Below are 20,081 nucleotides of genomic sequence, written 5' to 3'. Positions count from 1 at the left end.
CGTTCAAATAAGAATGCGCCCATGTCCTTCCTCTCCACCTTCGCCGATGCCGCGCCCGCGTCCTGCTGCTGCGGCGGTGCCGCTGCCGCCGCGCCGGCTCCGATGCCCGCGCCGATCGATGGCGCCTTCTCGCTGGTCGACCACTTCGGCACGCCGGTCGACCAGCGCAGCTATGGCGATCGCCACCTGCTGGTGTTCTTCGGCTTCTCGCATTGCGCGGTGGTCTGCCCGCGTGAACTCGCCAAGCTCGGCGCGGCGCTGCGGGCGCTGGGCCCGCTGGCTACGCGCGTGCAGCCGCTCTACGTGAGCGTCGATCCCGCGCGCGACACGCCCGCGGTGCTGCGCGCCTGCGTGGCGCGCCATCCGGGCGGCTTCGTCGGACTCACGGGCAGCGAGGCGCAGGTCGAGGCCGCGAAGAAGAGCTTTCGCGTGTTCGCGCGCCGCGTGCCCGACGCGGCGGCGCCCGGCGGCTACGTGGTGCCGCACACCGCGCTGGCCTATTTCATGGCGCCGGGCGGCCGCTACCTCGCGCACTTCGCCGAATCGCTCGATGCGCCCGCGGTGGCGGCGCGCATGACCGACCTGATGCAGGGAGACACGCCATGAACAGCCCCGAAGCCTCGACGCCGCTGAGCGACCGGCAGGCCGGCCACCTGCGCCACTTCGCCAACCTCTCGCGCCAGCCGGTCAACGACTGGTCGGGCATGCAGGGCCGCGGCACCGGCCAGGACGACTTCGGCGGCTACCGCTTCCAGCTCGCCTACATGGCCTATGCGATCGCGCTCGCGCACCGCCACCGGCTGCCGGCGGCGCCCGGCGCCTTCCGGCCGGTGTTCGAGCGGCTGATCGCCAAGATGCTGCTGCCCGAGGTCTGGATGTACTGGGCGCGCGTGAGCCGCGGCGGCAGCGTGTTCAACATGCACCGCTCGCACGACTACGAGGAGGACTGGAACCCGGTCGGGCGCGACAACATCATGTACAGCGCCTACGTGCAGTCGATGGCGCTGCTGCACCACTACCTGTTCGACGACGACCGCTATGCGCAGCCCGGCGCGCTGACTTTCAGCTACTGGTCCTTCTTCTGGGGCGGCAAGGAGCGCCGCTTCGAATACGACCAGCGCAGCCTCAACCAGCACGTCTACTGGCAGATGGTCGAGAGCGGCTACCTCGGCGTGGCCTGCGAGCCCAACTGCGTGTTCCAGATCTGCAACCAGCCCGCGATCCTGGGCTTTCGCCTGCACGACCTGGTGCATGGCGGCGCGATGGCGGTCGAGGTCACGACGGCCTACCAGCAGGCCTGGGAGCGCTTCGGCCGGCTCGGCGCCAACGGCCACTACCTCACGATGATGGCGCAGGACACGCAGGCGCTGCGCGACAACGCCGGCCCCTCGCCCTGGGTCGATGCCTGGTGCGGCATGCTGATGAACATGTGGAACCGCGACTTCGTGCATGCGCACTATCCGGCGCAGCTCGCGGGCTGGCTGCTGCGCGGCGAGGACGGCGCCTGCTCGGTGCGCTCGGCCGAACGGCCGCCGGTGATGGGCCAGCAGGTGGTCAACGACGATTCCGATTTCGGCTGGGCCGCGGCCTGGGCCTCGGAGATGGGCGACGCGGCCACGCTCGAGGGCTTCATGCGCCATGCCGATCGCCACATGGCGCCGAGCTGGCGCGAGGGCGGCTTCCACTTCCCGCGCAACGACCAGCTCGAGGACGCGCAGGGCCATCGCACGCTGGTCGAGCCGATGACCGGCAACGTGCTGCTGGGCTATGCGAGCCTCAACGTGCCCGACGGGCTCTGGCGCCTCTACAACCAGCCCTGGCCCGAGGACCACCATCGCCAGCCCGCGCTGGTGCGCGTGGACGACGCGGTCGATGTGCTGCAGGCGGTGTTCGACACCGAGGCGCGCGTGCTGCGCTTCGCGCTGCGCCGCTGCGAGGGCGCGCGCGGCGGCGTCGAGGTCGAGATCGGGCGGCTGGCATCGCGCGGTGCCTGGACCCTGTGGTGCGATGGTGCCGAGGTCGCGCGCGGCGAGGCGGACCGCATCGAAGGCGGCGCGGCCCTGGCGTTGCGCGCGACGCCAGCAGGCTTCGCGCTGCGCTGCCCCGAGGGTGCGACCGCGGCCTTCGTGCTGGCGTTCGGCGCCGACTGACTCAGCCGCGCGTGGGCAGCCGCGACTTGCCGTAGCCGCGGTAGCGCTGGCGCACCGTCTCCATCTCCTGCGCGTCGAGGATCACGGGCGCGCCGAGCTGCGCGCTCATCCAGTACTGGCGCGCCAGGGTCTCGAGCTTGGCGGCGTTCGCCACCGCCTTCTCGACCGTGGCCGCGTAACAGATCATCCCGTGGTTCGCGAGCAGGCAGGCGCTGCGGTTCTCGAGCGCGTCGACCGCCGATTGCGCGAGCGCATCGGTGCCGAAGGTGGCGTACTGCGCGCAGGGAACGTCGTCGCCGCCGAAGCCCGCGAGCATGTAGTGGAAGGCCGGGATCGGCCGGCGCTGCGCCGACAGCGCCACGCAGGCATCCGAATGCGTGTGGACCACGGCCTCGGCCTGCGGGTAGCGGCGGTAGATCGCGGTGTGCATCGCCCATTCGCTCGAGGGGATGCCCGCGCCGCGGGTCTCGCCGTCGAGCGTGATCGACACCAGCGCCTGCGGGTCGATGGTGTCGGCGTCGGCACCCGTGGGGCTGATCAGCGCGCCGCCGTCGAAGCGGCAGCTGATGTTGCCCGCGCTGCCGTTGTTGAGGCCGAGCTGCGCGAGCCGGCGATAGCCCGCGGCCAGGGCCTGGCGCAAGGCGTCTTCGGACAGGGGGAGGGGAGACGGGGACGTGGTCATGGGCGGTTCCTTGCGCGCGTCGGCGCGGTGAAGCGAAGGTGGGACGTTCGGTTCTTCAGCGGGCCGCGTCGCGCATGCTCTGCAGCATGGGCAGCAGCATGTCGACCGGCCCCAGCTTGCCCGACTTGAGGCACAGCGCGAGCGGCGCGGCGCCGAGGGTCACCGCGCGCGCGATGCCGGGGCCGGCATAGGGGCCGACCTGCAGCCGGTCGATGGCGAGGTGCTCGAGCACCGAGCCCGAGGTCTCGCCGCCCGAGATCACGAAGCGCTTCACGCCCGCGTCGCGCAGCCGCACCGCGAGCCGGCCGAGGATGTCCTCGGCCAGCGCCGCCGCCTCGTGCCGGCCGATGCGCGCCTGCACGCGCTCGATCACCGGCGCATGCGCCGAGGTCGCGATCGCGACCGGGCCTTGCGGCAGCGCCGCGAGCGCCCAGTCCAGCGCTTCGCCGATCACGTCGGCGCCGTCGATCGCGCGTTCGACGTCGATCCAGTGCACCGGCCGTTCGCGCTCGAAGGCGCGCAGCTGTTCGATCGAGCGGTCGGCGCAGCTGCCGGCCAGCACCACGCCCGGGCCCTCGACCGCCGGCAGGCGCGGCGCGCGGTCGCCCGCTGCCAGCCAGCCATGCTCGCGCCACAGCGCGGGGTAGTAGGCACCGATCGAGGAGTTGCCGGTCATCAGCGGCCAGTCCCAGGTCAGGCCGGCGAGGGCGCGCAGGTCGTCGGGCTCGGCCGCGTCGGCGATCGCGAAGCCGGTGCCTTCGGCCTCGAGCGCGGCCACGTGCGCGCGCATCGCCTCGAGGCCCGCATGCACCACCTGCTGCGGGATCAGGCCGACCTTGGTCGCGGTCTGCCGCTGCAGCGTGCGCACGAGGTTGGGATCGAGCATAGGCGTCAGCGGGTCGAAGCGCTTGGGCGACTCCGAGATCAGCATCTGGTCGGCGAACAGATGGCCCTGGAACACGCGGCGGCCGGCCTCGGGGAACGAGGGGCAGAAGGCGGTGAGCTTCGCGCCCGTGAGCTCGCGCAGCAGGTCGGCGCAGGGGCCGATGTTACCGTCGTCGGTGGAGTCGAAGGTGGCGCAGTACTTGAAGAAGAGCTGGCGCGCGCCGCGCTCCAGCAGCGCGCGCGCGCCGGCCTCGAAGGCCGCGACCGCGTCGGCCGCCGGCACCACGCGCGTCTTGCGCGCGATCACCACCGCGTCGAGTTCGTCGCCGAGTTCGGCCAGGGCTTCGGGCCGCGTCACGAAGCCGCAGCGCACGCCGTGCGCCACCAGCATCGCGGCCAGTTCCATGCCGCCGGTCAGGTCATCGGCGAGGGCGCCGAACAGTAATGCCATGGGTGTCTCCGATCGTTCTCGTGCGAGGGCGGATGCCGGGTTTGTGAGCTATTGCGCTACAGTAAATATGATATATCATGCCTCAAAACTAACGCAACGAAGGGTTCCCGAATGTCGTCCGCCGCCTCGCAGAACAGGCCGAACCAGCACGATCTCCAGCTTCGGCAACGCGCCGCCAAGGTCGTGCCCGGCGGCATGACGGGGCACCTGAATGCGGCCTCGCTGCCCGCGGGCTATCCGCAGTTCTTCGAGCGCGGCCAGGGCTGCCGCGTCTGGGACGTCGACGGCAACGAATACATCGACTTCATGTGCAGCTGGGGCCCGAACCTGCTGGGCCACCACCATCCGGTGGTCGATGAGGCGGCCCGCAGGCAGCAGGCCCTGGGCGACTGCCTCGACGGCCCCACGGCGCGCTTCGTCGAACTGGCCGAGCGCTTCGTCGCGCGCAGCGCCCATGCCGACTGGGTGCTGTTCCAGAAGAACGGCACCGATGCCACCACCGTCTGCCTGATGGTGGCGCGCGCGGCCACCGGCAAGCGCAAGGTGCTGGTCGCGACCAAGGCCTACCACGGCGCCGATCCCTGGTGCACGCCGATCCCGCAGGGCATCACGCCCGAGGACCGCGCGCACCTGATCCACTACACCTACAACGACATCGCGAGCCTCGAGGCTGCCGTTGCTCAGGCAGGCACGGACCTCGCGGCCATCGTCTGCGCGGCCTTCAAGCACGACCTGGGCATCGACCAGGAGCTGCCCACGCCCGCGTTCGCGCGCCGTGCCCGCGAACTCTGCGACCAGGCCGGTGCCGCGCTGATCCTCGACGAGGTGCGCGCGGGCTTCCGAGTGCATGCGGGTGGCAGCTGGGAGACCGTGGGCGTGCGGCCCGACCTCAGCGCCTGGAGCAAGTCGATCGCCAATGGCTACGCACTCGCGGCCGTGACCGGCGTCGATGCGCTGCGCGAAGCGGCCACGCGCATCTACACCACGGGCTCGTTCTGGTCGGGCGGCGTGGCGATGGCCGCGGGCCTCGCGACGATCGAAGTGGCCGATGCGCAGGACGTGGTGGGCCATGTGCAGGCCATGGGCCAGCGTTTCCGTGACGGCATCGCCGCGCAGTCCGCGAGCCATGGCGTGCCGGTGCGCCAGACGGGTCCGGCCGCGTTGCCGCTGATCCTGTTCGACGAAGACCCGGGCTTCGACAAGGGGGCCGTGTTCACGGTCGAGGCGCTGCGCCGCGGCGTCTACCTGCACCCGAAGCACAACATGTTCCTGTCGCTGGCACACACCGTGCAAGACATCGACCTGGCCCTGCAGGCCACCGACGCGGCCTTCGCCGCCGTCGCAGCGCGCTTCGGCCGGCGCTGACGTCCCTATCTCCCGCACGCACCAAGAGGAATCCGCAGCATGGCATCCACGGCAACCCAACCGCCCGTTGCGGGCTCCGAACGCGTCGGCGGTGCCGGCATCGAGATCCGCGGCCTCGCCAAGCGCTTCGGCGCGGTGCGCGCGGTCGACGATGTGTCGCTGAGCGTGCAGCCCGGCGAATTCCTCGCGCTGCTCGGACCCAGCGGCTCGGGCAAGACCTCGATCCTCATGAGCATCGCGGGCTTCGAGCTGCCCGATGCCGGCAGCATCGCCATCGACGGCCGCGACGTCACCTACCTGCCCGCGAGCCAGCGCAACCTCGGCATGGTGTTCCAGAAGTACACGCTGTTCCCGCACCTCTCGGTGCTCGACAACGTGGCCTTCGGCCTCAAGATGCGCGGCGTGGCGCGCGCCGAGCGCCATCGCCTGGCCGAGCAGGCGCTGGCCACGGTGCGGCTCGAGGGCTACGGCAAGCGCATGCCGGCGCAGCTCTCGGGCGGCCAGCAGCAGCGCGTGGCGCTGGCGCGCGCCATCGTCTACAAGCCGAAGGTGCTGCTGATGGACGAGCCGCTGAGCGCGCTCGACAAGAACCTGCGCGAGGAGATGCAGCTCGAGATCAAGCGGCTGCAGTCGCAGCTCGGCATCACGGTGGTCTTCGTCACGCACGACCAGGGCGAGGCGCTGACCATGGCCGACCGCGTGGCGATCCTCAACCAGGGCCGCATCCAGCAGCTCGACGCGCCCAAGGCGCTGTACGAGCGGCCGCGCACGCGCTTCGTCGCGGGCTTCATCGGCGAGACCAACTTCATGCCGGCCGAGATCGGCCCGCTGCGCACCCAGGGCGCGCTGGTGCAGCTGCCCGGCGGCGCGAGCCCGCGCGAGGTGCGCACCGATGCGCTGGTGGGGCGCGTCGCTGCCGGCGGCCGCGCGGTGGCCGCGCTGCGCCCCGAGCAGATCGTGATCGGCAGCCCCGAGGACCCGGCCGCGCTGCGCGCCACCGTGAGCGGCGTGATCTACAGCGGCTCCACCGTGCTGTGCATCGCGCAGCTGTCCGACGGCACCGAGCTGCGCGCGCGGCTGCCCGACCCGAGCCGCGTCGCGCTCGCGGCCGGCGACCGCGTCGGCCTGCTGTGGCCCGCCGATGCGCTGCGCATCTATGGCGAAGAGGTGGCCGCGGCATGAGCACGGCGACCGCGCCCGCCATCGCGGCCTCGCCCTCGGCGTTCTCGCGCCTGTGGCTCGGCGGCCGGCAGCTCAGCGTGGCGGCCTCGGCCGTGCTGCTCGCGCCCTTCTTCGCGCTGCTGCTGCTGGTGTTCGTCTACCCGCTGCTGAGCCTGCTGTCGCTCAGCGTGCTCGAGCCGCATCCCACGCTCGCGAACTACGCGCGCGTGTTCGACAACCCGGTCTACGTGCGCGTGATGCTGCGCACCGGCTGGATCAGCCTGCTGACGACCGTGCTGGCGCTGGTGCTGGGCTTTCCCATCGCCTACATGATGACGCGCGTGAAGGGCGCCGTGGCCGCGCTGCTCACGGCCTGCGTGCTGCTGCCGCTGTGGTCCAGCGTGCTGGTGCGCACGGCGGCCTGGATCGTGCTGCTGCGCCGCGACGGCATCGTCAACAACGCGCTGCAGTGGCTGGGCCTCACGGGCGAGCCCGTGAAGCTGCTCTACACCGAGGGCGCGGTGGTGCTCGCGATGGCGCACGTGCTGCTGCCCTTTTTGATCCTGCCGATCTACTCGGCGCTCAAGAACATTCCCGACGACTACATGCGCGCGGCCGCCATGCTCGGCGCCAACCGCCGGCGCGCCTTCTTCGAGGTGCTGCTGCCGATGAGCCGCGCGGGCGTGTGGAGCGGCTGCCTGATGGTGTTCCTCTCGGCGCTGGGCTTCTTCGTCACGCCGGCGCTGGTCGGCAGCCCGCAGGAGCTGATGATCGCCACGCTGGTCTCGCAGCAGGTGCGCGAGATGCTCGACTGGCCCTTCGCGGCCGCGCTGATCGGCGTGCTGATGGTGGTGGTGGCCACGCTGACCATGGTCTTCAACAAGGCCGTGAGCTTCAACCGGCTGATCGGAGGCGGCGCATGAGCAAGAACGAGAGCACCGTGCGCCACCGGGCGCCCTTCGACTTCGGCGCCTTCTCGCTGCGCGCCTACGTCTGGCTGGTGGTGCTGTTCATCATGGTGCCCACGCTGATCATCGTGCCGATGTCGTTCAGCCCGGCCGACTTCCTCGAGTTCCCGCCCAGCGGCTTCACCCTGCACTGGTACCAGGAGTTCTTCGGCGATCCTCAGTGGCAGAAGGCGGCGCTGCTGAGCCTGCAGGTGGCGGCGCTGACCATGGTCTGCTCGGTGGTCATCGGCACCATGGTGTCGTATGCCATCGTGCGCGGCACCGAGCGCTTCCGCTCGGCCACGCAGCTGATGGTGATCGGCCCGGTGATTGCGCCGCACATCGCGGTGGCGGTGGCCTGCTACCTGTTTTACCAGCGCCTGGGCGTGGTCGGTTCGCTGGCCGGCTTCGTGGCGGCGCACACGGTGCTGGCGTTGCCCTTCGTGGTGTTCACGGTCTCGGCCGCGCTGTCGCGCGTCGACCCCGACCTCGAGTCGGCCGCCATGAGCTGCGGCGCGAGCCGCGCGCGCGCCTTCTTCCACGTGACCCTGCCGCTGATCGTGCCGGGCCTGCTGAGCGGCGCGCTGTTCGCCTTCATCATTTCCTTCGACGAGCCCGTGGTCTCGTTCTTCGTCTCGAGCGTGCGCCAGCGCACCTTGCCGCGGCGCATGTTCGAGGACATCGAGCAGAACCTCACGCCCGTGATCCCGGCCATCGCCACCCTGCTCACGCTGCTGTCGATCGCGGTGCTGATCGCCGTGGCGCTGCTGCGCGTGCTCGAGCGCCGGCGCCGCGCCGAATGAGCGCACCCCCCGTTTTTTCCTGGTCCTCACTCACAAGGAGTTCGCGATGATGAAATGTCTGGCTCGAAGCAAGGGTGCCGCCCTCGCGCTGCTCGCCTGCGCGGCGTTCACCGGCGCCTCGGCGCAGGGGCTCGAGAAGGAACTGGTGATCGCCACCACCGGCGGCCTGATGGAGAAGACGCTGGTGCAGTACTTCTACACCCCGTTCTCCAAGGCCAAGGGCGTGGAGGTGGTGCCCGCCGCCATCGAGGTGCCCGACCAGTGGGCCAAGGTGCAGGCCATGTCGCGCAGCGGCGGCATGGAGTTCGACATCGTGACCGCCACCCCGCCCGACCTGGTGCAGAAGAAGGAGCTGCTGCAGGCCATCGATTGCAGCAAGCTGCCCAACGTCACCGCCAACGGCGTGAAGGGCGCCTGCACCACCTACGGCGTGATGCGCACCGTGGGCGGCATGCAGATCGGCTACAGCACCGAGGCCTTCAAGGGCGCCAACGTGCCCAAGACCTGGGCCGACTTCTGGGACACGGCCAAGTTCCCCGGCCCGCGCGGCCTGCCCGACACCGGCGACCGCGAATGGTGGGTGCCGGTGGCGGCGCTGCTGGCCGACGGCGTCGCGCCCGACAAGCTGTTCCCGCTCGACCTCGACCGCGCCTACAAGAAGCTCGACAAGCTGCGTCCCAACGTCGCCGTCTGGTGGAAGAGCGGCGACCAGCTGCAGCAGATCATGCGCAACAAGGAAGTGGTCATGAGCATGGGCTACTCGGGCCGCCTGATCTCGCTGATGAACGCCAAGGTGCCGATCGCCGTGTCGTGGGACGGCGCCGTGCGCGACGTCGGCTACATGTCGATTCCCAAGGGCGCGCCGCATCCGAAGGCGGCCATGGCCTATCTGGACTTCTTCTATGCCTCGGCGCCCGAGCAGCACGTGAACTTCGTCAATGCCGTGAACTACGACACCGGCAACGGCAAGACCGCGAGCCTGTTCCCGCCCGAGCGCCGCGCCATGCTCGCCACCTCGGCCGAGAACTTCGACAAGCTGATCGTGGCCGACTACGAGTGGATCGGCAACAACCGCCAGATGCTGCGCGACCGCTGGATCGCCTGGCTGGGACGCTGATCCCGGTCGCGTGAGTGCCGCTCGCGGGGCCACGGCAGGGCCACAATACGCCGCCGCGCGAATCCCGGCACACACGCAATCAAGGAGAGAGAAGCCCATGGCAACCCCGGTCATCAACGTGGTCGAACGCACCAATCTGGCGAGCCAGATCTACGAGCACCTGCGCGAGCAGCTGATGTCGGCCACCTTCCAGCCGGGCCAGCGCCTGAAGATCCGCGAGCTGGCCAAGACCATGGGCACCAGCGAGACGCCGGTGCGCGAAGCCCTGATCCAGCTCGTGCGCGACCGCGCGCTCGAGATGAAGGAGGGCTACTTCATCCGCGTGCGCCAGCTCTCGCTGGCCGAGTACCTCGAGCTGCGCGACATCCGCCTCGCGCTCGAGCCGCTGGCGGCCGAGCGCGCGGTACCGCTGCTCGACAACGCCACCATCAAGCAGCTCACCGAGAGCCACCGGCTGCTGGTGCGCGCGGAGAAGACCAAGGACTACCGCGCCGCGCTGCAGCACAACTTCGACTTCCACTTCGGCATCTACCGCCACTCGGGCATGCCGCAGCTCACCGAGCTGCTGGACCGCATCTGGGTGCAGGTGGGGCCGATGATGAACTTCCTCTATCCCCACGGCCACCCGACCTACGACGCCGAGCACCAGCACGTGAACGTGCTGCGCGGGCTGCAGCAGCGCGACACCGCGCTGGTGCGCCACGCCATCGAGCAGGACCTGATCGAGGGCGGACGCGACTTCGTGCGCGTGCTCGGGGAGATCGATGCCAATCCCGCGCGCGCCGAAGAACTGCTCGCGCTGCGCAACCAGCCGCCACCGACCGGCAGAAAGCCTCCCACCCCATGATGGACCACACCAGCGACCCGAACGCGGCGCGCTACGTACTCGACCCCAAGCGCACCGACCTCGCGCGCGAATTCCGTGGCTGCATCCGCGGCCCCCACAGCGAGGAACTGAAGAAGCTCCTGCATCGCATGCGCTGGGGCGCCTTCCCCGGCCGCTATCTGCTGGTGATGGTCGAGCCGGGCCGCCGCTGGGCGCTGGCGCAGATGCCCGACGAGCGCGGCCAGAAGGTCAAGGTGTTCCACGACGTGGTGTTCGAGTCGCTCGACGACGCCGAGTGGCATGTGTTCGGCCTGCGCTGGAAGGCGCTGACCGGCACCGAGCTGAAGCTGGATTGAAGAAGAACACCGCGAGACGACCATGAGCGCCCCCATCGACACCAATGCCTTCGTCGGCTACCCCGACACCCTCAGCGTGCGCGCCGGCGAACGCATCCGATTCCATCTCAGCAGCGAAGCGAAGCAGCAGGCCGACGTGAAGTTCGTGCGCGTGCGCTGCGCCGACGCCGACGCCACCGGCCCCGGCATCAAGTACCGCGAGCTCGCATCGCCGATCGACGGTGTGCATGCGGTCGCGTTCCACGAGGCGCCCTGCGGCTCCTTCATGTCGGTGCCCGCCGATGCGCGCTTCGCGCCCGAGGGCGCGTTCTCGTTCGGCTGCTACGTCTGGCCGACGCGGCTGCTGGCCACGCCGCAGACCGTGCTCGCGCGCTGGTGCGAGGACAGCGGCCGCGGCTGGGCGCTGCAGGTGTCGCGCGAGGGCCTGCGCCTGCGCGTGGGCGGTGCCGATGGCGCGATCGAACTGAAGACCGATGCGCCGCTCGAGCAGCGCCGCTGGTACTGGGTGCAGGGCGCGCTCGATGCGACGACCGGCGAGATGGTGCTGTCGCAATGCCGGCTCGCCGACGGCGCGCTGCCCGAGCAGCGCCGCGAGGCGCGCGCGACGAAGGCGGGCGGCTGGCACCTCGACTCGCAAGGCCCGCTGACCGTGGCCGCGCATGCGCTGTCGGCCACCGGCAACCGCTGCGGCGCGCACTACGACGGCAAGATCGAGGCACCGCGCATCGCCGAGGGCCTCTTGGGCGTGGACGCGCTGCGCCGCTGCGACGACCTCGCGCGCCCGGGCCTGGCCGATGCCGCACTGATCGCGGGCTGGGACTTCTCGCACGGCATCGACACGCTCGAGGTGCTCGACCGCTCGCCCAACCGCCTCGACGGCCGGCTGCACCAGCTGCCCTGCCGCGGCATGACCGGCGTGCACTGGACCGGCGACGTGCACGACTGGCGGCTGGCGCCGCGCGAGTACGGCGCCATCCATTTCCACAGCGACGACATCTACGACTGCGGCTGGCCCGCGACGCTCGAGCTCGACGTGCCGGCCCACTGGAAGTCGGGCTTCCACGCGCTGCGCCTGCGGCCCGTGGACGGCAGCGCGGCCGAGACCTTCATCACCTTCTTCGTGACGCCCGCGGCCGATGCCAAGCGCGCACCGCTCGCGGTGCTGGCCGCGAGCATGACCTACATGGCCTACGCCAACAGCGCGTTGCGGCTGCACGCGGTGCACTTCGAGGTGCTGACCGAGCGCCTGCTGATGCTGACCGGCGACGACATCTACCTGCAGGAACATCCCGAGGTCGGCCAGTCGACCTACGACCACCACATCGACGGCAGCGGCCGCGCCTACAGCTCGTGGCTGCGCCCGGTGCTCAACATGCGGCCGCGCTCGCAGCCCGGCAACCTCGCGATCGACAGCCACTTCCTCGACTGGCTCGAGGAGAAGGGCATCGACTACGACGTGGTGACCGACGTCGAGCTCGACCGCCAGGGCGCGGGCGCGCTCGCGGGCTACCGCGTGCTGGCGACGCTGTCGCATCCCGAGTACTACAGCGAGGCGATGATGAACGGCATCATGGCCTTCCAGAACGCGGGCGGACGCCACCTCGCGCTCGGCGCCAACGGCTTCTACTGGCGCTGCGCCTTCCATCCGAAGGCACCGGCCGCGGTCGAGGTGCGGCGCGGCATGGCCGGCACGCGGACCTGGGAATCGCAGCCCGGCGAGGTGCACCTGGCCGGTACCGGCGAGCCCGGCGCGCTGTGGCGCCACAGCGGCTTCGCGCCGCAGAAGCTGATCGGCGTGGGCTTCTCGGCCATGGTCTACGACCACGCCGGCTACTACCTGCTGACGCCCGATGCGGCCGACGCGCGCGTGGCCTTCGCGGTCGAGGGCATCGCGCAGGGCGAGCGCATCGGCGACTACGGCGTGCGCATCGGCGGCGCGGTCGGCATCGAGATCGACCGCTTCGACGTCGGCCTCGGTTCGCCGCCGCATGCGGTGATGCTCGCGACCTCGCACGGCCTGGGCCCGGGCGCGCTGCCCACGCCCGAGGAGTACCGCACCACGGTGCACGGCCTCGACGGCGAGCAGAACGCGCTGGTGCGCGCCGACATGGTGTTCTTCGAGACCGCCAGGGGCGGCGCGGTGTTCTCCACCGGCTCGATCTCCTACGTACTCTCGCTGAGCCACAACGACTACGACAACAACGTGAGCCGCATCACCGGCAACGTGCTGCGGCGCTTCCTCGACTCGGCCCCGTTCGAGCTGCCTGCCTGAGCGTCGCCATGACCGAGATGCGCATCACCGGCCGCACCGGCATCATGCTGATGCTGGCCGATCCCGTGGCCCACGTGGTGGGCTCGCTGCGGCTCAACGACCGCTTCGCGGCCGAGGGCCTCGACATCGCGGTGTCGCCGCTGCACGTGGCGCCCGCCGACCTCGCGACCGTGATCGACGCACTGCGCCGCATGCGCAACGTGCTCGGCTTCGGCGTGACCATCCCGCACAAGATCGCGGTGCTGCCGCTGCTCGACGCGACCACGCCGCGCGCGGCGCGCATCGGCGCGGTCAACTTCGTGCGGCGCGATGCCGAGGGCCGGCTCACGGGCGACAACCTCGACGGCCGCGGCTTCGTCGACGGGCTCGCGGGGCAGGGGATCACGCTACAGGAGCGCCGCGTGCTGCAGCTCGGCGCGGGCGGCGCGGGGCGCGCGGTGGCCTTCGGCATCGCCGAGGCGGGCGCGCGCGAACTGGTGATCCACAACCGCACGAACGAGCGGGCCGAGGCGCTGGCGGCCGACGTGGCCACCGCGTACCCGGACTGCATCGCGCGCGCGGGCACGAACGATCCGCGCGGCTTCGACCTCGTGGTCAACACCACCTCGATGGGCATGCACGAGGGCGATGCGTTGCCGCTCGACGTGGCGCACCTGGCGGCAGGCACCGACGTGGCCGAGATCATCATGACGCCCGCGATCACGCCGCTCTTGGCCGCGGCGCAGGCGCGCGGCTGCCGCATCTCGCTGGGCACCTCGATGCTCGATGCGCAGTACGTGCTGGTGAAGGAATTGCTCGCGATCGGTGCGCCGGCGGCCTGAAAGAGGCTTCCGCAGCGGGCGCGGGCCTTGCAAGGGACCCGGGAAAACGAGCAGCGATCGATGGCCAGTCGTCAGGATGGCTGAACGATCGTATGTTATTTTTCCCTTCGTCCTGTCCACCGGAATCCCGCGCCGAGGAACCGCCATGCGCTACGCCCCCAACCACAAGGAAGAGACCCGCGAGAAGCTGCTCGAGAGCAGCCGAGCGATCGCCAAGAAGGGGGGCTTCAGCAGCACCGGCGTCGATGCGCTGATGTCGGCCATCGGCCTCACGGGCGGCGCCTTCTACAGCCACTTCGGCTCCAAGGGCGAACTGTTCGCGGCGCTGATCGAGCGCGAGATGGAGAACAGCGCCGAGATGCTCGCGGGCACGCCCGACTCGCCGCCCGACCATGTGGCGCGCTGCCTCAAGAGCTACCTCAGCAGCGCCCATGCCCTGCACCCCGAGACCGGCTGCGCGCTGCCCGCGCTGGGCGCCGAGATCGCGCGCTCCGACCCGGCCGTGCGCGCGGCGGTCGAGCGCGGCCTGAAGAAACTGCACAAGGCCTGGAGCCAGCGCCTGGCGGGCGACGACGACGCGGCCTGGGCCGTGATGGCGCAGTGCGTGGGCGCGCTGCTGATGGCGCGCGTGGTCGAGAACGACCGCACGCGCCAGGACATCCTGAACTCGACCCGCCGCGACATCGAGCGCAACCACCTGGACTGAACCGCGCCGCGCGCATGCGCCGCATGCACCGCCGGAATGCTGTCGCGCGCTCGATTGACAGCCCGATGCCTCTCCTTTACCGTGCTTTGGTCCACGAGCGTTCAATCAAGGAGACGACATGAGCCAGGGCAATGCGGGCGCCGGTGTGGCGCTGATCATCGGCGCCGGCGATTCCACCGGCGGGGCGATCGCGAGGCGCTTCGCGGCCGGCGGCTACACCGCCTGCGTGACGCGGCGCGACGCGCAGAAGCTGCAGCCGCTGGTCGAGAGCATCGAGGCATCCGGCGGCAAGGCCGTCGCCTTCGGCTCCGACGCGCGCAAGGAGGAAGAGGTGATCGCGCTGTTCGAGCAGGTCGAGCGCGAGGTCGGGCCGGTCGAGGTGCTGGTGTTCAACATCGGCGCCAACGTGCCCTCGAGCATCCTCGAGGAGACCGCGCGCAAGTACTTCAAGATCTGGGAGATGGCCTGCTTCGGCGGCTTCCTCAACGGCCGTGAAGCGGCCAAACGCATGGTCGAGCGCGGCCGCGGCACGATCATCTTCACGGGCGCCACCGCGGCCCTGCGCGGCGCCGCCAACTTCGCGGCCTTCGCGGGTGCCAAGCATGCGCTGCGCGCGCTGGCCCAGAGCATGGCGCGCGAGCTGGGGCCGCGCAACATCCACGTGGCGCACGTGGTGGTCGACGGCGCGATCGACACCGAGTTCATCCGCACCAGCTTCCCCGAGCGCTACGCGCTGAAGTCGGAGGACGGCATCCTGAACCCCGAGCACATCGCCGAGAACTACTGGCACCTGCACACGCAGCCGCGCGATGCGTGGACCTTCGAGCTCGACCTGCGTCCGTACATGGAACGCTGGTGAGCGGCAGCGCCGCGTTTCCCGTCCTCTTCCTCCACCCTCATCGACCATGAAAACTCGCATCACCGAACTCTTCGGCATCCGCCATCCGATCATCCAGGGCGGCATGCACTACGTGGGCTTCGCGGAACTCGCGGCCGCGGTGTCGAATGCCGGCGGCCTCGGCATCATCACCGGGCTCACGCAGAAGACGCCCGAGCTGCTCGCGCGCGAGATCGCGCGCTGCCGCGAGATGACCGACCAGCCGATCGGCGTGAACCTGACCTTCCTGCCGACCTTCTCCAAGCCGCCCTATCCCGAGTACATCGCCGCGCTCATCGAGGGCGGCGTGCGCATCGTCGAGACCGCGGGCCGCAGCCCCGAGGAGCACATGCCGGCGCTCAAGGCGGCCGGCGTGAAGGTGATCCACAAGTGCACCTCGGTGCGCCATGCACTGAAGGCCGAGCGCATCGGCTGCGACGCGGTCAGCGTCGACGGCTTCGAGTGCGGCGGCCATCCGGGCGAGGACGACGTGCCCAACATGATCCTGCTGCCGCGCGCGGCCGACGAGCTGCGCATTCCCTTCGTCGCCTCGGGCGGCATGGCCGACGGCCGCAGCCTCGTGGCCGCGCTGGCGCTCGGTGCCGAGGGCATGAACATGGGCACGCGCTTCATCGCCACGCAGGAGGCGCCGGTGCACGAGAACGTGAAGCGCGCGATCGTCGCGGCCAGCGAGCTCGACACGCGGCTGGTGATGCGCGGCCTGCGCAACACCGAGCGCGTGCTCAACAACAAGGGCGTGGAGGAACTGCTGGCGATCGAGCGCGCGAAGGGCGCGGACCTTCAGATCTCGGACATCCACGACCAGGTGGCGGGCATCTATCCGCGCGTGATGATCGAGGGCGACGTGGACGCGGGCGCCTTCAGCTGCGGCATGGTGGCGGGCCTGATCCACGACGTGCCGACCGTGCAGGAACTGGTCGACCGCATCATGGCCGAGGCCCATGGGCTGATCGCGGCGCGGCTCGCGGGCATGCTCGAGACCGCCTGAGACCACACCGGCGGCACCGGATGTCCGGAACCGGCCGGACCCAGTGCGCCGGCTTGCGGTATTTTCGAGGGCCGCATCCGCCATGACCCTCGAGCTCTTCCCCGCCACCGACGAACCGTTTCGCGCACCCGAGCCGCTGGGCCCGGGCGCCTGCGTGCTGCGTGGCTTCGCGCTGCCGTTCGCGAGCGAGCTGCTGGCCGCGCTGCCGCGCATCGAGGGCGTGTCGCCGTTCCGGCACCTGGTCACGCCCGGCGGCTACACCATGTCGGTGGCGATGACGAACTGCGGGCCGCTGGGCTGGGTCAGCGATCGCAGCGGCTACCGCTACGACGCGATCGATCCGTTGTCGCAGAAGCCCTGGCCCACCATGCCCGCCGCGTTCGCGCGGCTCGCGCGCGAGGCGGCCGAGACGGCGGGCTTCCCCGGCTTCGCGCCCGATGCCTGCCTGGTCAATCGCTACGAGCCCGGCACCCGGCTCTCGCTGCACCAGGACCGCGACGAACGCGACCATGGCGCGCCGATCGTCTCGGTGTCGCTGGGCATGCCGGCGGTGTTCCAGTTCGGCGGGCTCGCGCGCGGCGACGCGGTCGAGCGCGTGCCGCTCGCGCATGGCGACGTGGTGGTGTGGGGCGGTCCCGACAGGCTGCGCTTCCATGGCGTGCTGCCGCTCAAGGACAAGCCGCATCCGCTGCTGGGCAGCGTGCGCATCAACCTGACCTTTCGCAAGGCCGGCTGAGCCGCGCGCTCAGCGCAGCGTGACTTCGAGGCCGTCGAAGGGCGCGTCGAACTCGCTGCGCCAGACCTGGCCGGGCGCGATCGGCCAGGCGTCGGTCCAGGTGCCGGTGGTGACCACCTCGCCCGGTTGCAGCGCGGGTGCGCCGGGGCAGGCCTGCAGTTCATGCAGGAAGTGCAGCAGCGCATGCAGCGGGCCGTCGAGCACGTTGGCGCCCGTGCCTTCCTCGACCTGCGTGCCGTCGCGCGACAGCCGCAGGCGCGTGCGCGCGAGCAGCGCATCGAGCGCCACGCCGTCGCTCGCGAAGTCGCGCAGCGGCCGCTGCCGTCCGACCAGCAGGCGTGCATGCAACCCGCCGTCGGCCACGGTGTCGGCGGCGCCGAACTTCCAGCCTTCGCAGTGCGACTGCACGATCTCGAAGCCCGGCGCGATCCACTCGACGCAGGCGAACAATTGCTCGAGCGTGGCGCCCTGGGGCGGCGTGGCGGCGATGCCGAACACGACCTCGGGCTCGATGCGCGGCTGCACCGTGCCCGCGAGGTCGACGCTGCCCCGGCCGTCGCACAGCGTCAGCGTGGTGTTCCACACCGGGCCCCAGATCGGCGCGAAAACGCCATAGCGTTGCCAGATGGTGCGGTTGGTGAAGCCGACCTTGTAGCCCACGGGCCGTTCGCCGCGCGCGAGCCGCAGGGCGCGCAGCGCGAGCGCATCGGCATAGGCGGCGGGCAGGCCGGCGGCAGTGCGGTCGGGGCGATCGGCGGGCCACAGCGCGGCCCGGTCGTAGTGGTCGAGCACGTCCTGGGGTGTCATCGGGCCAGTCTACAAAGGGCCGACGGGTCGTGTATCGGCAGTTACACGGTGCCGTCGCGAACTCGGGGCGATACTGCGGGTCACAGGCCGCTGTCGCCCGTTTCGCCGTTGCCCGATGTCCATTCCCTCATTCTTTTCATCCGTAGCGCGCCTGTTCGGCGCCGGTGCCCTCTGTCTCGCAAGCCTCGCCGCGCAGGCGCAAGCGCTGCCGCCCGGCGTGCGGCTCGGCATGTCGGCCGACGAGCTGCGTGCCGCGCTGCCCTCGGCCGAGCGCGTGGCGCGGCCGCAGCGGCTCGCGGGCGGCCTGCTGGGCAGCTGGCATGGCGCGCCCCAGGCGCTGGCGGGGCTGGTGTTCGAGCCGACCTTCTTCTTCGCCGATGCGCAGCTGCGGCGCGTGGAGTACGCGGCCTCGGCGCAAGGCCTGCCCGATGGCGGCGGCGCGGCGTTTGCCGAACTGCTGCAGTGGGGCCGCGGCGCCTTCGGTGCCGAGCTCGCGGCCAACGACCCGGGCAGCGCCTATGCGGCCTGGAGCAGCGGAGAGATGGACGTCTACGTGCAGCGCGTCGGCGATCCGCGCCGCGCCAGCGTGCGGCTGGTCTACAAGCAGCGCCAGCTGCGCGACGGCAGCGAGCTGTGAGGCGACGGCCTCAGGCCGTCTTGAGCATCCCGCGCTCCTCGATGAAGCGCACGACCTCGGCCACGCCGGTCAGGGTCTTGAGGTTGGTCATCACGTAGGGCTTCTGGCGGCGCATGCGCTGCGTGTCCTGCTCCATCACGTCGAGGTTGGCGCCCACGTAGGGCGCGAGGTCGGTCTTGTTGATGACGAACAGGTCGCTCTTGGTGATGCCGGGGCCGCCCTTGCGCGGGATCTTCTCGCCCGCGGCCACGTCGATGACGTAGATCGTGAGGTCCGAGAGCTCGGGGCTGAAGGTGGCCGCGAGGTTGTCGCCGCCCGATTCGACGAACACCACGTCGGCATCGGGAAAGTCCTCGAGCATGCGGTCGATGGCCTCGAGGTTGATCGAGGCATCCTCGCGGATCGCGGTGTGTGGGCAGCCGCCGGTCTCCACGCCCATGATGCGTTCGGCCGGCAGCGCGCCGGCCACGGTCAGCAGGCGCTGGTCTTCCTTGGTGTAGATGTCGTTGGTGATCGCGACCAGGTCGTAGCTGTCGCGCATCGACTTGCAGAGCATCTCCAGCAGCGTGGTCTTGCCCGAGCCGACGGGGCCGCCGATGCCCACGCGCAGCGGCGGCAGCTTCTTGGTGCGGTTGGGGATGTGGTGCAGGGCGGAGGTCATGGTGGGTGCGTGAAGGAAAAAATCTAGCTGCGGAAGAGCCGCGAATACTGGGTTTCGTGCCGCGCCGACAGCACGGCCAAGAGCGGCGCGAAAGCCTGCCGATCGTCGTCGGACAGCTGCATCGCATGGTTCACGGCCGCTGGAATCTCCTGCGCGAGCCGCCCGAGGATGCGCTGTCCCGCGCTCTGTCCGAGCGGCACGGCCTTGACCGCGGCCGCGACCATGTTCTCGGCCCAGCCGAAGGCAAAGGCCAGGCAGCCGTCGTGCACCGAAGCACCCGAGCGGTGGGCCGCGAACGCGAAGGCCACGGGATAGCTCGCGGGCAGGCCGGCGAAGACCTCGGCCGTGTCGGCATGGTGCAGCTTGAGCCATTCGACGAAGGAGCGGCCCATCTGTTCGGTCTGCAGGAAGAACTCGGCCGATTCGCGGGTCTGCAGTACCCAGTCGTTGAGCGTGCGGATGCGCTGCGCATCATCGGCGCGCCAAGCCGCGATGGCCTGCGCGACCAGCGCGAGGTCGCCGCGCGCGAAGCTCAGGTGCAACTGGTCGGACAGCCATTCGGCGGCACTGGCCTCGGCGTCGACGCCGGCCCATTCGACCGCGGCCTCGACACCTTCGGAGTACGAGAAGCCGCCGACCGGGAGGGCGGGGGAGGCGAGCCAGATGAGCTGGAGGAGGCTTTGGGGGGCTGGCATGTCAGTGCGGCGTCGACTTGCCTTCCGGGACGCGTGTGTTCGGGGCGCGTGCACAGGACAGCGGGTACTTCCCTCCGCGAATGTCCCCCGGCCTTCGGCCTCCTCCTTTATTTCGCT

21 protein-coding genes are annotated in these 20,081 nt (G+C 70.5%); 16 read left to right on the top strand and 5 right to left on the bottom strand.

All coding sequences use genetic code 11. The features are described 5' to 3' along the window. Positions 1 to 21 precede the first annotated feature (21 nt). Together AC07PU_RS33370 and AC07PU_RS33365 are read left to right on the top strand one after the other, a co-directional pair. On the top strand, positions 22 to 606 hold the full coding sequence (locus AC07PU_RS33370) for an SCO family protein (protein ID WP_495322545.1): 585 nt from the start codon (positions 22 to 24) through the stop codon (positions 604 to 606). Beyond that, complete coding sequence (locus tag AC07PU_RS33365) at positions 603 to 2,150, top strand: linalool dehydratase/isomerase domain-containing protein (RefSeq protein WP_495322544.1); 1,548 nt, start codon at positions 603 to 605, stop codon at positions 2,148 to 2,150. The genes AC07PU_RS33370 and AC07PU_RS33365 overlap by 4 nt, the downstream gene beginning before the upstream one ends. Before the next feature lies 1 nt (position 2,151). Here AC07PU_RS33365 and AC07PU_RS33360 read toward each other — a convergent pair whose 3' ends face one another. Together AC07PU_RS33360 and otnK are read right to left on the bottom strand one after the other, a co-directional pair. Next, positions 2,152 to 2,832 (bottom strand): class II aldolase/adducin family protein, encoded by a 681-nt coding sequence (locus tag AC07PU_RS33360; RefSeq protein ID WP_495322543.1) that lies wholly within the window; start codon positions 2,830 to 2,832, stop codon positions 2,152 to 2,154. Positions 2,833 to 2,887: 55 nt separating this feature from the next. After that, complete coding sequence (gene otnK, locus AC07PU_RS33355; protein ID WP_495322542.1) at positions 2,888 to 4,168, bottom strand: 3-oxo-tetronate kinase; 1,281 nt, start codon at positions 4,166 to 4,168, stop codon at positions 2,888 to 2,890. Between the two features lie 111 nt (positions 4,169 to 4,279). On the opposite strand from otnK, the gene AC07PU_RS33350 reads away from it, so the two are divergent. From AC07PU_RS33350 to alkB, 13 genes are all read left to right on the top strand, one after another. Continuing rightward, positions 4,280 to 5,533 carry an aminotransferase class III-fold pyridoxal phosphate-dependent enzyme gene (locus AC07PU_RS33350; protein ID WP_495322541.1) on the top strand — a complete coding sequence of 418 codons (1,254 nt, stop codon included), beginning with the start codon at positions 4,280 to 4,282 and terminating at the stop codon, positions 5,531 to 5,533. A 39-nt stretch (positions 5,534 to 5,572) separates the two neighbouring features. Further along, positions 5,573 to 6,715 (top strand): ABC transporter ATP-binding protein, encoded by a 1,143-nt coding sequence (locus AC07PU_RS33345; RefSeq protein WP_057591381.1) that lies wholly within the window; start codon positions 5,573 to 5,575, stop codon positions 6,713 to 6,715. Continuing rightward, positions 6,712 to 7,617 carry an ABC transporter permease gene (locus tag AC07PU_RS33340; RefSeq protein WP_296785415.1) on the top strand — a complete coding sequence of 302 codons (906 nt, stop codon included), beginning with the start codon at positions 6,712 to 6,714 and terminating at the stop codon, positions 7,615 to 7,617. The genes AC07PU_RS33345 and AC07PU_RS33340 overlap by 4 nt, the downstream gene beginning before the upstream one ends. After that, on the top strand, positions 7,614 to 8,444 hold the full coding sequence (locus AC07PU_RS33335; RefSeq protein ID WP_495322540.1) for an ABC transporter permease: 831 nt from the start codon (positions 7,614 to 7,616) through the stop codon (positions 8,442 to 8,444). The genes AC07PU_RS33340 and AC07PU_RS33335 overlap by 4 nt, the downstream gene beginning before the upstream one ends. Before the next feature lie 46 nt (positions 8,445 to 8,490). After that, positions 8,491 to 9,561: an extracellular solute-binding protein gene (locus AC07PU_RS33330; protein ID WP_093341086.1), complete on the top strand. Its 1,071-nt coding sequence runs from the start codon at positions 8,491 to 8,493 to the stop codon at positions 9,559 to 9,561. A gap of 97 nt (positions 9,562 to 9,658) precedes the next feature. Beyond that, complete coding sequence (locus AC07PU_RS33325; RefSeq protein WP_093341085.1) at positions 9,659 to 10,408, top strand: GntR family transcriptional regulator; 750 nt, start codon at positions 9,659 to 9,661, stop codon at positions 10,406 to 10,408. Next, positions 10,405 to 10,743 (top strand): N,N-dimethylformamidase alpha subunit family protein, encoded by a 339-nt coding sequence (locus AC07PU_RS33320; RefSeq protein ID WP_177239245.1) that lies wholly within the window; start codon positions 10,405 to 10,407, stop codon positions 10,741 to 10,743. The genes AC07PU_RS33325 and AC07PU_RS33320 overlap by 4 nt, the downstream gene beginning before the upstream one ends. A gap of 22 nt (positions 10,744 to 10,765) precedes the next feature. After that, entirely contained in the window at positions 10,766 to 13,015 is a 2,250-nt protein-coding gene (locus AC07PU_RS33315; RefSeq protein WP_495322539.1) for a N,N-dimethylformamidase beta subunit family domain-containing protein, read from the top strand. 8 nt (positions 13,016 to 13,023) lie between these two features. Continuing rightward, on the top strand, positions 13,024 to 13,836 hold the full coding sequence (locus AC07PU_RS33310) for a shikimate dehydrogenase family protein (protein ID WP_495322538.1): 813 nt from the start codon (positions 13,024 to 13,026) through the stop codon (positions 13,834 to 13,836). A gap of 145 nt (positions 13,837 to 13,981) precedes the next feature. Next, positions 13,982 to 14,542, top strand: a complete 561-nt coding sequence (locus AC07PU_RS33305) for a TetR/AcrR family transcriptional regulator (RefSeq protein ID WP_093341080.1) — start codon at positions 13,982 to 13,984, stop codon at positions 14,540 to 14,542. Positions 14,543 to 14,660: 118 nt separating this feature from the next. Then, a complete protein-coding gene (locus AC07PU_RS33300; protein ID WP_495322537.1) occupies positions 14,661 to 15,401 on the top strand; it encodes an SDR family oxidoreductase in 741 nt (246 codons plus the stop codon). A gap of 46 nt (positions 15,402 to 15,447) precedes the next feature. Beyond that, a complete protein-coding gene (locus tag AC07PU_RS33295) occupies positions 15,448 to 16,428 on the top strand; it encodes an NAD(P)H-dependent flavin oxidoreductase (RefSeq protein ID WP_057591373.1) in 981 nt (326 codons plus the stop codon). A gap of 82 nt (positions 16,429 to 16,510) precedes the next feature. Further along, complete coding sequence (alkB, locus tag AC07PU_RS33290; protein WP_495322536.1) at positions 16,511 to 17,164, top strand: DNA oxidative demethylase AlkB; 654 nt, start codon at positions 16,511 to 16,513, stop codon at positions 17,162 to 17,164. Between the two features lie 9 nt (positions 17,165 to 17,173). Here alkB and AC07PU_RS33285 read toward each other — a convergent pair whose 3' ends face one another. Further along, positions 17,174 to 17,971: a 2-keto-4-pentenoate hydratase gene (locus AC07PU_RS33285; protein WP_495322535.1), complete on the bottom strand. Its 798-nt coding sequence runs from the start codon at positions 17,969 to 17,971 to the stop codon at positions 17,174 to 17,176. 115 nt (positions 17,972 to 18,086) lie between these two features. Here AC07PU_RS33285 and AC07PU_RS33280 point away from each other — a divergent pair, with 115 nt between their 5' ends. Then, positions 18,087 to 18,608 (top strand): hypothetical protein, encoded by a 522-nt coding sequence (locus tag AC07PU_RS33280; RefSeq protein ID WP_495322534.1) that lies wholly within the window; start codon positions 18,087 to 18,089, stop codon positions 18,606 to 18,608. A 10-nt stretch (positions 18,609 to 18,618) separates the two neighbouring features. Here the strand turns inward: AC07PU_RS33280 and ureG are convergent, their stop codons facing one another. Then, entirely contained in the window at positions 18,619 to 19,269 is a 651-nt protein-coding gene (ureG, locus tag AC07PU_RS33275; protein ID WP_093341072.1) for an urease accessory protein UreG, read from the bottom strand. Between the two features lie 23 nt (positions 19,270 to 19,292). After that, positions 19,293 to 19,964, bottom strand: coding sequence for an urease accessory protein UreF (locus tag AC07PU_RS33270; protein ID WP_296785431.1), 672 nt, complete (start codon positions 19,962 to 19,964; stop codon positions 19,293 to 19,295). Between the last annotated feature and the right edge of the window lie 117 nt (positions 19,965 to 20,081).

The sequence above is a fragment of the Variovorax sp. GW821-FHT10D07 genome (genome assembly GCF_059415325.1).
This window is presented reverse-complemented; position numbering and strand designations above follow the sequence as displayed.

What these genes read in the sequence shown, in the direction of transcription:
- AC07PU_RS33370 (WP_495322545.1), top strand. Translation starts at nt 22, where the DNA reads ATGTCCTTCCTCTCCACCTTCGCCGATGCCGCGCCCGCGTCCTGCTGC.
- AC07PU_RS33365 (WP_495322544.1), top strand. Translation starts at nt 603, where the DNA reads ATGAACAGCCCCGAAGCCTCGACGCCGCTGAGCGACCGGCAGGCCGGC.
- AC07PU_RS33360 (WP_495322543.1), bottom strand. Translation starts at nt 2,832, where the DNA reads ATGACCACGTCCCCGTCTCCCCTCCCCCTGTCCGAAGACGCCTTGCGC.
- otnK (WP_495322542.1), bottom strand. Translation starts at nt 4,168, where the DNA reads ATGGCATTACTGTTCGGCGCCCTCGCCGATGACCTGACCGGCGGCATG.
- AC07PU_RS33350 (WP_495322541.1), top strand. Translation starts at nt 4,280, where the DNA reads ATGTCGTCCGCCGCCTCGCAGAACAGGCCGAACCAGCACGATCTCCAG.
- AC07PU_RS33345 (WP_057591381.1), top strand. Translation starts at nt 5,573, where the DNA reads ATGGCATCCACGGCAACCCAACCGCCCGTTGCGGGCTCCGAACGCGTC.
- AC07PU_RS33340 (WP_296785415.1), top strand. Translation starts at nt 6,712, where the DNA reads ATGAGCACGGCGACCGCGCCCGCCATCGCGGCCTCGCCCTCGGCGTTC.
- AC07PU_RS33335 (WP_495322540.1), top strand. Translation starts at nt 7,614, where the DNA reads ATGAGCAAGAACGAGAGCACCGTGCGCCACCGGGCGCCCTTCGACTTC.
- AC07PU_RS33330 (WP_093341086.1), top strand. Translation starts at nt 8,491, where the DNA reads ATGATGAAATGTCTGGCTCGAAGCAAGGGTGCCGCCCTCGCGCTGCTC.
- AC07PU_RS33325 (WP_093341085.1), top strand. Translation starts at nt 9,659, where the DNA reads ATGGCAACCCCGGTCATCAACGTGGTCGAACGCACCAATCTGGCGAGC.
- AC07PU_RS33320 (WP_177239245.1), top strand. Translation starts at nt 10,405, where the DNA reads ATGATGGACCACACCAGCGACCCGAACGCGGCGCGCTACGTACTCGAC.
- AC07PU_RS33315 (WP_495322539.1), top strand. Translation starts at nt 10,766, where the DNA reads ATGAGCGCCCCCATCGACACCAATGCCTTCGTCGGCTACCCCGACACC.
- AC07PU_RS33310 (WP_495322538.1), top strand. Translation starts at nt 13,024, where the DNA reads ATGACCGAGATGCGCATCACCGGCCGCACCGGCATCATGCTGATGCTG.
- AC07PU_RS33305 (WP_093341080.1), top strand. Translation starts at nt 13,982, where the DNA reads ATGCGCTACGCCCCCAACCACAAGGAAGAGACCCGCGAGAAGCTGCTC.
- AC07PU_RS33300 (WP_495322537.1), top strand. Translation starts at nt 14,661, where the DNA reads ATGAGCCAGGGCAATGCGGGCGCCGGTGTGGCGCTGATCATCGGCGCC.
- AC07PU_RS33295 (WP_057591373.1), top strand. Translation starts at nt 15,448, where the DNA reads ATGAAAACTCGCATCACCGAACTCTTCGGCATCCGCCATCCGATCATC.
- alkB (WP_495322536.1), top strand. Translation starts at nt 16,511, where the DNA reads ATGACCCTCGAGCTCTTCCCCGCCACCGACGAACCGTTTCGCGCACCC.
- AC07PU_RS33285 (WP_495322535.1), bottom strand. Translation starts at nt 17,971, where the DNA reads ATGACACCCCAGGACGTGCTCGACCACTACGACCGGGCCGCGCTGTGG.
- AC07PU_RS33280 (WP_495322534.1), top strand. Translation starts at nt 18,087, where the DNA reads ATGTCCATTCCCTCATTCTTTTCATCCGTAGCGCGCCTGTTCGGCGCC.
- ureG (WP_093341072.1), bottom strand. Translation starts at nt 19,269, where the DNA reads ATGACCTCCGCCCTGCACCACATCCCCAACCGCACCAAGAAGCTGCCG.
- AC07PU_RS33270 (WP_296785431.1), bottom strand. Translation starts at nt 19,964, where the DNA reads ATGCCAGCCCCCCAAAGCCTCCTCCAGCTCATCTGGCTCGCCTCCCCC.